The sequence below is a fragment of the Salinisphaera sp. G21_0 genome (genome assembly GCF_017744115.1).
In the GTDB taxonomy this organism is placed as follows: domain Bacteria; phylum Pseudomonadota; class Gammaproteobacteria; order Pseudomonadales; family Endozoicomonadaceae; genus Endozoicomonas.
In genome coordinates, this window is record NZ_JAGHQW010000058.1 from 19,595 (window position 1) to 33,338 (window position 13,744).

A 13,744-nucleotide genomic window follows, 5' to 3' on the forward strand; every position below is an offset into this window, starting at 1 on the left:
GCGTTCTGCTATGGTTCTGTTCAGCTCTGTATCGCTGAAAAAGCGGGATTTATGGCAACCGGCTGACCGGCAATCATCTTTTCAGAGGTCAGGCTGTCGGTAAATGCCGATAAGGTGTCCAGGCCCGGTTGTTCTTCCGGTGTCCACTGAGCGCTGAGCTGCTCCAGTATGTGCAATCCAATAGACGACTCATAAGAAGAACTGAAAACAGTCCTGACACCAAGGTTTCTGCCGGTTGTCACCAGCTGTCGGCAACGGGCCAAACCACCCACCAGTGTCGGCTTGATCACAATGGCCGCCAGACCCTGCATGGGGTGTAGATGGTATTCCGGGTGCTGGACCGTTTCATCCAGGGCAAAGCGAAGCCCGGTCTGCTCGTAGAGTTGTGAGAATTCAGCCACATGAGCGGTCGGCTCTTCAATATAAGCAACTCGCTTAACATCAATAGAGGCAGCGACCCTGATGGCTTGCGCCAATGTCCATTGCTGATTGGCATCCAGCTTGATGCTGACGGACTTTGGCAAAGCCCGCAGAACCTGGTTAATTCTGACACAGTCGTCTTCCATTGAGTCTCGGCCTATCTTCAACTTAAACTCTGTCGGCCAGTTTCCCTGCCACATTGCAAGCCGCTGGAGAATATCCCCGGTGCTGCCCTGCAAAAGTGGTCCGGTTTCTGGCGGGTCAAACCAATGGTCCTGTTGCAACCACCACAAAGCCGATTCAATACCAAACAGGACTGACGGTATTGGCTGTAACCGCAGAACATCAGTGAGAAAAGGACTGTTGAGAGATAACGGCTTGCCATCATTAACGGCCCGACAGAAAGCCTGAAGTTGTTCTTCAGCGTCAGCAAGACTCTCACGGCTAAACCCGGGCAGTGGCGCTATTTCGCCATAACCCCACCGGTCACCGATACGCAAACGCAAAATCAGCCCTTCCCGCTTATTCAGGCAGGCGTGCTTCAGCCATAACGGCTGCTTTAAAGGTAGCCGATACCTCAGGATATCGGCCTTACAGTCTTTCATAGATCTGTTAAGGGGCTTCAGGAATTACGACCAAAGCGGCTGAAATCCGGCTGACGTTTTTCCAGAAAAGCATCCCGTCCTTCCTGTGCCTCTGCGCTCATATAGAACAGCAGGGTCGCATTACCCGCCAGCTCCTGAAGACCGGTTTGACCATCGCAGTCGGCATTCATGGCGGATTTCAGGCAGCGAAGCGCCAGAGGAGAGTGCTGTAAAATCTCACGACACCATTCTACGGTTGTCCGCTCCAGCTCTGCCAAAGGCACAACGGTATTGACCAGCCCCATATCTTCAGCCTGTCTGGCATCGTACTGACGACAGAGAAACCAGATTTCCCGGGCTTTTTTCTGACCAACGATACGTGCCAGATAGCTGGCACCAAAACCACCATCAAATGACCCCACTTTCGGACCGGTCTGACCAAAACGGGCATTATCCGCCGCAATCGTCAGATCACAGACCAGATGGAGAACATGACCACCACCGATGGCATAACCGGCAACCATGGCAATCACCGGCTTTGGACAGGTTCTGATCTGACGTTGAAGATCGAGAACATTCAGATGATGGGTTCCTTTATCATCCTTGTAGCCAGAATCGCCGCGAACGCTCTGGTCACCACCGGAACAGAAAGCCAGATCTCCGGCACCGGTCAGAATCACCACACCCACCGACTCATCAAAACGTGCTGACTCCAGGGCTTTCTGGATTTCTACAATGGTTTGTGGGCGAAAGGCGTTGCGTTTTTCCGGACGGTTAATGGTAATTTTGGCCATACCCTCTGCCCGGTGATAGAGAATGTCCTCATAATCACCGCTGAGGTTTTCCCAGATCACGCCTGAGTCCAGCTGCTTGCTCATATCCAACTCCTTATAGCTCTTCACAAGAGCTCTCTGAGCAACCGGGCCATTGCCTCTGGTTGCTCCCGATGAACATTGTGTCCACACCCGCTCACCGGGTGGACACTGTGTATCACATGCTCTGTCAGCAAATGCTGTCCAAGCTGCCCAAACTTGTGATCATTTTCACCATAAAAATAATGAACACATGGGAACAGCGGTGAACCGGGACTGAGCTGACAATCAGCCTTGAGCCGGGAAAGTGCCCGGCGATAGTCTGGCTGCTTCGATAGACTGAATGCCATCAAGGCATTAGCCAGAATCGAACCACTGCCTTTTGATCGCTCAGCAATCAAAGAGCGAATCTGGCTATCATTCAGGTCAGAAAAAACCGGCTGTTTATACCAGTCCAAAAGCACATCAGCCACTGATTCTTCAGTAAAACGTCTGGCCCATTGCAGATCTGACCGATAACGCTCGCTTCTTTCCTGCTCACTGACCAGCCCGGGATGCGCTCCTTCCAGTAACAGCTTCGCCACTCGCTGCGGGAAAGCAGTGGTATACGCCATGGCCAGACGCCCTCCCAGTGAATAGCCCAGCAGGTTGAACCGTTTCAGGCTGATGCCTTCCACCTGTTCAATGGTTTGAACCGTCTGTTCCAGGCGATCGCAGAAGTAGTCAGCCCCCTGCGTATCTTTCTCCAGCCACTGACTTGAGCCGTGACCCGGCAGGTCAATAGTAATAAGGCAATAGTCGTCTTGCAGCGGTGCCAGCAGGGAGTCCCAGCCGTTTGCACTGCCCAGAAACCCATGCAGTAACACCAGGACTGGCGCATTAACATCTCCAGCGCAGTAGTAAGACAGGCTCACAGTGTTTTCGCCATAGCGACGGCCTGTTCAATACTTTTTGCCCCAAGGCCAGATTCAGTAAAGACTTCAATAATGAAGCAGCCAGCCTGACTGCAGGCTCTATTAAACTGCGCGGTAAAGTCATCAATGGATTCCGGTGCCGAGTAATCAATTCTGAACATCTCAGCCGCATGCTCTGCTGTCAGACCGTGGGGTGTGACAAAATAATCATTAGTCACATGGGCAACCTCATTGCTACACCCTTTGGTGGTCACATAGAAAATACCACCACCGTCGTTATTGATCAGCACAATAACCAGCGGCGTTTTGCACTGTGCCGCCAATTGCAGGGAGTTAAGGTCATGGAGGAAAGAGATATCCCCGATCAATAACACCATTGGCCCCTGATGTCCCGCAGCACACCCTGCCGCAGTAGCAATCAGCCCATCAATGCCACTGACGCCACGGCTGGCATAAACCCGTGGCAAATGGTGTGTTGAGAAGATATCCACCATGCGAATGGGCAAACTGTTCCCCAGGAACAGGCTGCTTCCGGGTTGTAACAGTTCCCCCAGAGAAGCACCGAGCCATTGCTCATTAAGCTGCTCTGGCCGTTGACTTTTCAGCAATTCACCAAGCTTTTCTGCCCGGGCTGTAAATGGTGTGCTCCATTCCCTGTCAGCCTGTATCGCTTCACTGTTGAGCAACAGTTGACGACAAACTGAATCAATATTACCCACCAGGCGCACACTCTGCCGCTGTCCTGTATCGACTCTTCTGGGTGCAGGGTCAAGCATCCAGAATTCCTGCCAATGGTGCCGGGCAATAAATTGATCCAATCGTTTCGACGTCAGGTAACCGCCAATCTGCAGCACACGGTCGACCTTATTGAATAGACTTTCGCTGGCAGAACTGGCCAGTAACAGGTCAGCATGCCTGATGGTTTTCGGGTGACCGTGCAGCTGTGATTGAACATCGGCAATTAATGGCCAGCCCAGGCGTTCTGATAACTGCACAATGATATTAACGTCAGTCTCAGGCATCACCCGTCCCGCCACAATCAGGCCTTTACCGTCGGCAAAACGCTGCCAGCGACCACTATCAGGCAGCCGGGTTAACTCTGGTACAAAGTACTCAGTATAAGGCGTTAATGAGGCCATCCATTGCTGGATACTGGCAAGATAGACGTCATTTTCAATAAGAACCGTTGCTTCCTCCTGGTGGGGGTAGAGCGGCTCCCGAAACATGCAGTTGATATGCAGAGGCAGCCCCAGCGCTGATGAACGGGCATACGCCTGATCAATACTGCCCAGCAGCCAACGGAGGGAGATGGACCTGTCCGGCGTTGGCAAGTCCAGCGTCGCGCCGGTGTAGTTACCAAAGATATTCAGCTGATCAATGGCCTGATTTGCACCACAGTCAATCAACTCGGGAGGGCGATCAGCCGTCAGAACCACCAGCGGTATACCCGACTGGTGAGCTTCGATAATCGCCGGGTAGAGATTAGCAACCGCAGTGCCTGAAGTGGTGATCAAAGCCACCGGTTCTCCCGTGGCCTTGGCCAGACCCAGGGCAAAGAAACCAAGCCCTCGTTCATCGAAATGAATATGGCGGGTCATACCATGATGATCTGCTACGGCAAAGGTCAATGGAGCTGAGCGGGATCCCGGGGCAATACAGCAATGCCGGATACCCAGTCGCCACAGTTCTTCGATCAGCACTGCAGACCAGATGCCGTTGATATTTGCGTCGTTGGTTTTAACTGTCATGAACAAACTCACCGCATGAGCAGCCAGTGATGGTGGGAATTTCCAGACCTTTCATGTCATTAAGAAAGGCCTGAACTGCCGAAGATGATTCCAGCCCGGTAGTCATGGGCTGTCGATAGGGTTATGAACTTTTTCTCAATTTGAGACTCTAATTCCACAGGGTTATTTATCAAACCATAACTTTAGCGGCTGCTTATATTCTCTACAGGCAGGTTCTGTCAAACATTTTTTGAGGTGTATTATTGTGGACACAACTATTTTTGCTATCGGTAGACCATCAACTTATCAAGAATCAATGGGTAATTCACCAAAGGAAATTGGTGATGACATCAATAAACTGGCCAAAAATTTTATTGAAAAATCTATAGAAATCGATGAACAAGTGCAAACTAATGCCGTTAATATCAGTGATATCAGAAAATCATTATTTGCCAGAACCATTATTCGGTTGAACGATTTATCGTCAACACGCTTCACGTTAACTCCAGGGCTTTATCACTTGGCTAATCCTACTGATCCAGAGCGCTGGGACTGGAATAAATGGCAAAAAAATTTAGTTGATAGCCAACAATATGATGCTGTTGAAGATATCGTTAAAGATATACCTCTTGATCATAGAACTGATCTTTTGAAAGATTTTTTACGAGACATTGACCCACAATATTTCAATGATTATCTCATTGCAGTAGTATTAAAAAATGACACCCCTAACCAATTTAGAACAATACTTGAAACCCGTCTTGTAGAAGCAACGTCCTTTATTAAGACTGCGATCAAAAGAGGACTTTTGCAGGAAACTCTTATCAATAGAATATACAACGAAGGTATCCCTGATACTGGGAAAGCAGCTTCAAGCAGTGCATCCGCCACCAGGCCAACAAGTCACCAGGATCCCATTAATGCACTCCAGAATCGGGCTGCCTCACAGCTTGCAACAGAGTTCTCCAGATTATCTTTGATCTACGGAGACCTGCCTGACAACAGCAAAGAACTTATGGGTCGGTTTATCTCTGTGTTAAACACTGACTATCAGTGTGAGGTAGGGTTGTACGAAACTAACCCTGAATTTAGCGAATCTTCTGAAATTTCCAGCAACAACCCAACAACATTTATGAAAGAAGAATGGGAAACCTGGCAATTCGCTCTGTACATGGGAGATGATAGCGTTGGTCAAGGTTATTATGCTGCCAGGGAAGATAACAAGAGTGAACCTATTATTTCACAAATCGAAATTCTATTAGCAAACAACTGTCTTCAAGAACAAGTCAAGAGTGCATTCCGATCAAATGCTGATATCCTCAGCTTAAAGTTGGATTTCCCTGAAGTCGTTCTGGATGATGACAATCTGCTGGATCATTGTTTTGACGCTTGTCGTGCCAAAGGAATACCACTAAACAAAATTATTACAGGATTAATTGCTTCAGGTTGTTTAACACAAGAATTAATTGATCAGGTCTGGAAATTGGGGATTGATAATTCATCTAATGTCGTTTCCGACTAACCAGAACAAATGAAAGTATTACATTACTTTCATCGCTTCTGAACTTTTCAGAGTTGTCAGCAGGTACGTGAAGAGAGCGCTGCATAATCATGGTTACTGTCTACACGTTTCTCTGCCTGACCCGACAATACAGCGATATCACCGGTCTGTTGACGATCAAGAATATCCAGTACCGTGGCAATTTTATTGTCCAGCTCGGACCACTCCTCGTCGGCCACCGAGTCCTTAACAATACCGGCACCGGAGTAGAGCATCAGGGCATTATCAGCCAGACGGGCGCTGCGAATTGCCACACTGAAATCACTCTTTTGAACACCAACAATCCCACAAACACCGGCATACAAGCCACGTGCGTAGGGTTCGTTGGCACCAATAAAGGAGAATGCGTCCTCTCTTGGAACGCCACCCACTGCGGGGGTCGGATGAAGTATGTCCAGTAACTGTTGATCACTCACGTCGTGGTTCAGTACGCCACGAATCTGGTAACGCAAATGCTGAATATGGCGCAGTTTAACAATCGAGTGGCTGCGATCCGCTTCCAGGGACTGACAGAGGGGTTCCAACCTATGGCAGATATCATCCAGAACCAGACGGTTTTCATGGATATTTTTACCATCGCTCATCAGCAGGCTTGCCAGCTGAGCATCTTCAAGCAGGTTCTGACCGCGGACAATGGTACCTGCCAGGGCCTCGGTAGAAATAATATTTTCCAGTCGCTTCACCAGTCGCTCCGGAGAGCAGCCAAAAAACGTTTGCCCCTGCCCCTGAAAGAGGAACTGATAGGAATGCGGGTTCGCCTGCTGCCATGCGTAAAGCAATGAGAATGGGGAGAGATGCCCCTCAAGTTTCAGACACGTTTCCCGGGATAACACCACCTTATCCAGCACGCCCGATGCAAACGCCTGCCGGGCCTTGTCAACCAGTTGGTTCCAGACATTGACGTCTGGCTGGTAACCTGCGAGCTGAAACGTAAAGTCAGCCCCGGGTAACTGCTGGCTGCAGTTGAGTGCTGCGATAATCTCCAGAGCTTTGCGAATACTGCCATGGTATTCCAAAGCATTGTCAGACCTGAGGTTCACACCCAACACCGTTCCCTTGCGAGTCTGAACCAGTTCCAGCAGTGGCAGGATGACCCTTCCATAACCAAAAGCAGACCATATTGACGCTTCATCATCCGCAAAGGAGAGGTAGCAGAGGCAGTGACTGCTCGTATGCTCCGGCAAATGACTCAGGATTTTGTGAGCACTGGCAAATGCACAATCCAGGTCCTGCCGACAGGATAATGTTTCTGACCAGCTGTAACCGAGCGCCGCTATAGCTTGATCGCCTTCCCGGTCTCTCCAGAACGCTTTTTCACAGCAGTCCTGTGCCGCCAGAAAGCCCAGCAGGTGAATGGCCGGGAAAGGTAGCTCAATTCTGACCAGCCGCTTTTCAGGCACAGGTTGAGATAACAGCTTTTCCAACTGTTCCACCATCAATGCTAACTGAGCCTGAATTACACTGGTCAAGACATCCTGCCAATAAGATCGTTAAAAAAAAGACATCGTAAGATAACGAAATTGTACGTAGATTGGCCACCGGTATCTGGATCGTATTTACCGAGAAAGCCATGACATCCCTAAGGGTATAGCCAACTGTTGGTAATAGTAGATGAATTTTTCAACGTAACTTTTTATCATTGCATTTTTTTCAACGCTGAAATTCATGCCTTTCAGCAGAACTGAACCCTTGATCAGTTTCATCAGCACGGGTAACTATTCACCATGGCCACCAACGGAGAGTCAGCCAGACAATGGCTGGAACAGAACAGGGAGCAGATCTCGGAGGAACGAATTCTCCAGATTCGCAGTAACCTGGTAAAAAAGATAAACCAAATGGCGGATGCTGAAGACCTGACTGTATCGGATGAACATCAAGGGTTGCTAGAGGCCCTTGATGTGATGGATGCCTGGCTTCAGGAACGCGCGACACCTCAGGAAACAGCAGTGGAAGCTTTAACGCTGGATTACAGCCCGCTTATTCAGGAGCCGTCAGAAACAGTCCCTCAGCTGACTCAGGAAGAGAAGCTGCGCCGCTTCCAGAATCTTCTGAAGGACACAAAAAAATAACGGCAAATGGTGAGGTTGCGCTCAGGCAACCTCGCCAACCGTCTGCCGGGGCATCACACTTTCAACCGCTCACACTCCTCAACGACCCGGTCGTAGGTCCAGTCCCCGCCGCCGGGATGCTTCACCTCGTGTTCAATCAGCTTCTGGCACATCTGCATAGGGTTCAATCCCTTTTTTGCCAGTCGCTCCAGAGTCTGCTTCAGCTCATTGTCTGCTTCACTGAATTCCTGAGCGCTTCGGGATCCTTTCTTTCTGACTGCAACTTTTATTTGCTTCATCGTCAATTCACCTAAAACAATGTGGGCCTCTGGGAAGCCACCTTAGAATAACGCCCTGGCAAGAATAGCACCGGGGTGATCTATTCTCAGGCAGCCTCCCGGATAATCTATACTCTATTCTTAGATTCTGCGCGCAGTAAAGCAGGAGTTTATTATGAAACGTCTTTACTACCTGACTGGCTCACTGGACAGCGTCACCAAAATTACTGAAGACCTGCACCGGGATGGTATCACCAACTGGCATCTCCATGTTTTAAGCCGAAACGAAGCTGGCCTGTATCACAAACAGGTTCACAGTGCCAATATGCTGCAGGAAAACGATGTCATTCACTCCGGAGAACTGGGAGCCCTCATTGGTGGTGTTGTCGGCCTGCTGGCGGCCACAGTGATTGAGTGGTGGAACCCAATCGGGATAGAGATCCCGCTACCCGCCCTTCTGGTGGTCGCTGGCGTCTTTACCATGTTTGGTGCCTGGAGTGGTGGATTGGCAGGGATCACCCGCGAGAATTACAAAACGGCCCGCTTCCACGATGATCTGGTAAAAGGCAAACATCTGATTATGGTGGATGTCTCCAGACAACAGGAGCAGCGGGTGCGCTACCATCTGAGCAAATATCATCCGGAAGCTTCTCTTGCCGGTGTGGATACCACCCTGACACTGCCTTTCAGCCCTAACTTCTGGCGTTATCCGCGCCATAACTAGTCAATAAGCTGCTTATCCATTGTCAGGGGATGGTGATTTCACAAGCGTCTGCACCTCCTGAAAGGTCTCGGACTCCGCATCAGAAGGTGCTTTTCCCAACAGGCTAAACACCACTATTGCCACTGACGCCGCGATAAAACCGGGAATAATCTCGTAAACTTCAAAAATTCCCCCACTGAGCGAACGCCATACCACCACAGTTACCCCTCCCACAACAATACCAGCAAGGGCTCCCAACCCATTCATTCGCTTCCAGTAAAGGGAAAACAGCAGCGCAGGACCAAAGGCGGCACCGAACCCTGCCCAGGCATAAGACACCATCTCCAGTACAGAACTGTCCGGGTTTAGTGCCAGCACCGTGGCCAGTACCGCTATACCGACAACAGCCATACGGCCAACCATCAGCATCTCACCCTGAGTAGCATTTGGACGCAGCATATTGCGATAAAAATCCTCTGCTACCGCAGTAGAACAAACCAGCAACTGAGAATCTGCGGTACTCATAATGGCAGCCAGAATAGCGGCCAGGAGAATACCGGCTATGACCGGGTGAAAAAGGGTATTCACCATCAGCATAAAAATAGCTTCCGGGTCGTCTAATACCAATCCCTGCCGCTGGGTATATATGATTCCGGTCAAACCAACCAGCAAGGCACCCAGCATACAGATTCCAGTCCATGAAACCGCAATACGCCGTGCCAACGTTAGCTGATGACTGGACTGCACCGCTTTAAAACGCGCCATAATGTGTGGCTGGCCAAAGTACCCCAGCCCCCAGCCCAATAATGACAAAACCGTAATCACAGAAAGCGCTTCCCCCCGAACATCAGTGAACATGCTGGTCAGATGGGGGTTCAGTTGGTTAATGTCGGTCAGCACCTGCCCGGCACCTCCGGTGACTTCCAGCACGGTCACCGGAACGATCAGCAGTGCTGCCGACATCAGCAGGCCTTGCACCAGATCGGTCCAGCAGACCGCCAGGAAACCACCAAACAGGGTGTAGGAGACCACACTCAACATGCCAAGAATCACCGCCAGCTGGTAGTCGAAGCCAAAAACAGATTCAAAGAGTTTGCCACCGGCTACCAATCCTGAACTGGTGTAAAAAAGAAAAAAAATCAGGATAAAACCCGCACTGACCGGTTGCAGGATATACTTCAGATCGGAGAAACGGTTGGAAAAAAATTCGGGAAGTGTCAAAGAGTCATTCGCAACCGCACTGTATATTCTTAAACGACGGGCCACCAGAAGCCAGTTCAGCCAGGTTCCTCCCAGTAGCCCCAGACCCAGCCAGATCGCCTCAAAACCAGCCGCAAACGCATACCCCGGCAGGCCCAATAATAGCCACCCACTCATATCAGAAGCACCGGCGCTTAATGCCGCCGACCACGGCCCCAGTGAGCGTCCGCCAAGAAAATAGTCAGAAGAGTTTTGGGTTCTCTGCCAGGCAATATAACCAACCCCCAGCATGGCAATAAAATAGATCAGGAAGGTTATGGTTATTTGTAGTTGGTTTTCCATGATGGCTAAACTCTTGGTATATATATCTTCAACGTTAGCCCACATTTATTTGTTCAATTCAATTGGAATACCTGCTGATTTAATTAGTTATTTATCAAATAAAGTCTGCCAAAAATATGACTCTTAGCCCTGAGATAAAAAATTATTTTGATTAAAAGTTTCCCTTATATTGATCCAGTTAAGGTACGCTATTATTCACAAATAAACTTGTAATTTGTGGATACAGACATGGACAGTCAACGCATATCACCCCCCTCCTATAACCAGATAAAATTACCTGAGCAAAAACCAGCAAGGTACGTTGGAATTGAATCGGGCAAGGACAGTAAAATATTGGATAGTCATGGGAAGCTGGTTTCCAAGTGGGGACGAAAGATCGAGAATTATCTTAAAATAGAGCGAATTAATCCAGAAAAATATGCTCGCAATCAAAAAATGCATGAGTTTCAAGCATCCCTAACCAATAGACGGGTCAAACTTTTAACACAAGAAGTTCAAAATACATCTGATCATATTGATAGTATATTGAAGCTTCCTGACGAAATCCCAGATGGCTGTGAATTTATCAGCCATAAAAAATTCCAGAAGCTTGTTCAATCAGATGTTAAGAGATATCTCTCTTATGAAATCAGATCCTGCAACTCGGGAGAAAAACTCCTTAAATTATACGAGGAAGTACAGAGACTCGGAGATCACCATCGCCTGCCACCCAAAATAACAGATCCGCTCATTAAAAAAATTAATGCTCAAATGGCAATACTTGTTGAGGAAATGCCAAATCACCTCAGAAGCATTGACCCTGGTGTAGAAGATACTCATACCCTTGAATTGACCAAGCAAAAGTGTGAAGTGGTAAAAGGTCTGTACAAGGCTGCCAAAAAGATTGATTACGACTTATGCAAAAAGCATAGAAAAGCACTAAGAGATATGATGGTCGACATGTTTTCCGAAGATGTTGAAAAAGTAGCGACTTTGTGCAAAACAAGAAATAATCTGAAAGAGAATAAATATTTATCAGATCAAATTATAGAAGTAAGAAATTCAACAATACGTCCATTCCTGGAAGAAGTTGCTACAAAATCTAATAAGTATTTTAAGAAGATCGAAAAAAGTACAGATGTACAAATAAAAGGTTTAGAAGCGCAACGTGAAATAATACCCACAATAATTACAAACCTAAATAAAACACTAACAAATGCCTCTCAAATCATAAAAAATGAGGCGAAAGCAACGGCAGTTAATGAAAATTTATTAGAAGGTAAAAGAAAACCAACAAAAGCTACAATCCAAAAAATTGAAGAAAGAGAAGTTAATAAATTTAATGATTTTAAAAGACTACAAAATGAATATAAAAACCTGTATGGATTATTGACTTTCAGGCTGAAACAATTTAATTCCAGTGTCGAAATATATTTTAAAGACCAACAAAATCTGACACCAGAAACTCTCACACATCCTGAAGCATTCCTGACTGCTTATAGAGGAGTAGAATTAACCAAACCATGGGAAAGTCTACAAAACCTTGATCCAACAGATACCAATTCGAATTTGGCGTTACAATCCTTCAATCATGCTTGCACTGATAGTCACTTTAAAAACCTTGTGTCTGAGGAACAGGGCTGGTTACCTGAAAAGGAAATAAGAAAACTCAAAAATGATGTTCAAGGATCAGTAACAGAAAACTCTGATCAGAAAGAAGCCTATGATCAATTGGTTGTTGCGCACACCGCCTGTGAGCTGGCCAGTAATGCATATCAAAAAGCCACGAAGGATGAGACCAAAAAAGCCAAGAAGTATCGTCGACAAGCCAATATAGTGCAAGGCACTGTTACTTCGCAACAGCTTGACACAGCAAAACAACTGAGAATGTTGCATGCAAAGCCAGTAACCAATAAAACTGATCACATCGGTGTTAATGCCAAGCCCGACGCTGAAATGAATGAAAGCAATAATCACTCTTTGAGTAGCAGTTCTGCTGACTCAAGTAACAAAGCTCCAGCAGTAAGTGATGCTGAAGTACCTCAAGACAGTATTGACGCAAACATTCCCTCAGGCCTGCATCAGGAATCAGCTACTGAAAAGCCACAGACCTTCCAAGCCAAAAAAGTATTACCACCGATACCCAGTAACAGCAACACTACAGGGAACAGGGACGCTGAAATACACCCCAATGGAAATAAACTACCACCAATACCTCAACGCCCCGAAGAACAAACACCACCAATACCTCCACGCCCCGAAGAACAAACACCACCAAAACGCCCAACACGCCCAACACGCCAAACACGCCAAACACGCCAAACACGACCAACAGCAGATCGCCCAACACGACCAGCACCACAACCGCCATCTTCTGAAAACACAACAAGTGGTGGAGATAAAGGCCTAACCGATGGTAGTAAATCAGTACCGACACCACCACCTCCGCCACCGCTACCTGCTGGCAACACTACAAAAAGCGTTGGTGCTAAAGGGCAAACCGGTGGTAGCAAACCAGTACCACCACCATCAGTAGGAGGCCAGACCAAGAAAGGCAGTAGTGGCGTCAAAAATCAAGATGACATAAGAAATGCAGTTCTCAAGGATATTCGCAAAGGAAAACCATTAAAGAAAGTACCTGAGAATAAAAAAAGTGATAGATCCGCTTTGAAAAGCAATGCAGCTAAGGATCGAAGTCAAGATAAAGCACCGGAAGGTGAAAAGTGGGGTAGTTCCGCAGCAAACTCTAAACAACCTGGTCAAGAGAGCAAGGAAGTTGATCTAACTACAGCCCTGAAAAATGCCATAACTTCAAGAAGACCGCATATTGAGACTGATGGTGAAGTTAAGTCTGATGATGATAAAGTTAAGTCTGATGATGATGAAGCGTGGAACAACTAACCCTCCTTCCAGGATACTACCATCGGTGGTAGCCGCCCGGGAATCGGTCATTTCATTGCTGAGCGCCTGTGCCGATGGAAAGCATCAGTTTTTTCCAGGTCATAAAAAAACCCGGTTGATTACTCAACCGGGATTTTCAGCCTTGAGTGAACTCAAGGTAAAAATGGTGCCTGGCGATGACCTACTCTCACATGGGGAGACCCCACACTACCATCGGCGATCGGTCATTTCACTGCTGAGTTCGGGATGGGATCAGGTGGTTCTAACCTTCTATG

Annotated in this window: 11 protein-coding genes and 1 rRNA gene; 4 read left to right on the forward strand and 8 right to left on the reverse strand. The window is 47.8% G+C overall.

Going from position 1 to position 13,744, the window contains the following annotated elements; translation table 11 throughout:
- Positions 1 to 20: 20 nt before the first annotated feature.
- The 4 genes from menC to menD are packed head-to-tail and all read right to left on the reverse strand — an operon-like array spanning position 21 to position 4,478.
- Positions 21 to 1,025: an o-succinylbenzoate synthase gene (gene menC / locus J7439_RS20930; RefSeq protein ID WP_209203942.1), complete on the reverse strand. Its 1,005-nt coding sequence runs from the start codon at positions 1,023 to 1,025 to the stop codon at positions 21 to 23.
- A 17-nt stretch (positions 1,026 to 1,042) separates the two neighbouring features.
- Positions 1,043 to 1,882 carry a 1,4-dihydroxy-2-naphthoyl-CoA synthase gene (gene menB / locus J7439_RS20935; RefSeq protein WP_101747640.1) on the reverse strand — a complete coding sequence of 280 codons (840 nt, stop codon included), beginning with the start codon at positions 1,880 to 1,882 and terminating at the stop codon, positions 1,043 to 1,045.
- 20 nt (positions 1,883 to 1,902) lie between these two features.
- Positions 1,903 to 2,730 (reverse strand): 2-succinyl-6-hydroxy-2,4-cyclohexadiene-1-carboxylate synthase, encoded by an 828-nt coding sequence (menH, locus tag J7439_RS20940; RefSeq protein ID WP_209203943.1) that lies wholly within the window; start codon positions 2,728 to 2,730, stop codon positions 1,903 to 1,905.
- Positions 2,727 to 4,478 carry a 2-succinyl-5-enolpyruvyl-6-hydroxy-3-cyclohexene-1-carboxylic-acid synthase gene (menD, locus tag J7439_RS20945; RefSeq protein WP_209203944.1) on the reverse strand — a complete coding sequence of 584 codons (1,752 nt, stop codon included), beginning with the start codon at positions 4,476 to 4,478 and terminating at the stop codon, positions 2,727 to 2,729. The genes menH and menD overlap by 4 nt, the downstream gene beginning before the upstream one ends.
- A gap of 244 nt (positions 4,479 to 4,722) precedes the next feature.
- Here menD and J7439_RS20950 point away from each other — a divergent pair, with 244 nt between their 5' ends.
- A complete protein-coding gene (locus tag J7439_RS20950) occupies positions 4,723 to 5,979 on the forward strand; it encodes a hypothetical protein (protein ID WP_209203945.1) in 1,257 nt (418 codons plus the stop codon).
- A gap of 56 nt (positions 5,980 to 6,035) precedes the next feature.
- On the opposite strand, the gene J7439_RS20955 is transcribed toward J7439_RS20950, so the two are convergent.
- Positions 6,036 to 7,487: an isochorismate synthase gene (locus J7439_RS20955; protein ID WP_209203946.1), complete on the reverse strand. Its 1,452-nt coding sequence runs from the start codon at positions 7,485 to 7,487 to the stop codon at positions 6,036 to 6,038.
- A 255-nt stretch (positions 7,488 to 7,742) separates the two neighbouring features.
- Between J7439_RS20955 and J7439_RS20960 the strand changes: the two genes are divergently transcribed.
- The gene (locus J7439_RS20960; RefSeq protein ID WP_209203947.1) at positions 7,743 to 8,087 is read left to right on the forward strand and encodes a hypothetical protein; all 345 of its coding nucleotides are present in this window, start codon (positions 7,743 to 7,745) and stop codon (positions 8,085 to 8,087) included.
- Between the two features lie 53 nt (positions 8,088 to 8,140).
- On the opposite strand, the gene J7439_RS20965 is transcribed toward J7439_RS20960, so the two are convergent.
- The gene (locus tag J7439_RS20965; RefSeq protein ID WP_101749297.1) at positions 8,141 to 8,365 is read right to left on the reverse strand and encodes a hypothetical protein; all 225 of its coding nucleotides are present in this window, start codon (positions 8,363 to 8,365) and stop codon (positions 8,141 to 8,143) included.
- A gap of 154 nt (positions 8,366 to 8,519) precedes the next feature.
- Here J7439_RS20965 and J7439_RS20970 point away from each other — a divergent pair, with 154 nt between their 5' ends.
- Positions 8,520 to 9,068 (forward strand): hypothetical protein, encoded by a 549-nt coding sequence (locus J7439_RS20970; protein ID WP_209203948.1) that lies wholly within the window; start codon positions 8,520 to 8,522, stop codon positions 9,066 to 9,068.
- A 12-nt stretch (positions 9,069 to 9,080) separates the two neighbouring features.
- On the opposite strand, the gene putP is transcribed toward J7439_RS20970, so the two are convergent.
- Complete coding sequence (putP, locus tag J7439_RS20975; RefSeq protein WP_209203949.1) at positions 9,081 to 10,589, reverse strand: sodium/proline symporter PutP; 1,509 nt, start codon at positions 10,587 to 10,589, stop codon at positions 9,081 to 9,083.
- A 228-nt stretch (positions 10,590 to 10,817) separates the two neighbouring features.
- Between putP and J7439_RS20980 the strand changes: the two genes are divergently transcribed.
- A complete protein-coding gene (locus tag J7439_RS20980) occupies positions 10,818 to 13,469 on the forward strand; it encodes a WH2 domain-containing protein (protein ID WP_209203950.1) in 2,652 nt (883 codons plus the stop codon).
- A 168-nt stretch (positions 13,470 to 13,637) separates the two neighbouring features.
- Here J7439_RS20980 and rrf read toward each other — a convergent pair.
- Positions 13,638 to 13,744: ribosomal RNA gene (rrf, locus tag J7439_RS20985) — 5S ribosomal RNA — on the reverse strand; the annotation flags it as partial.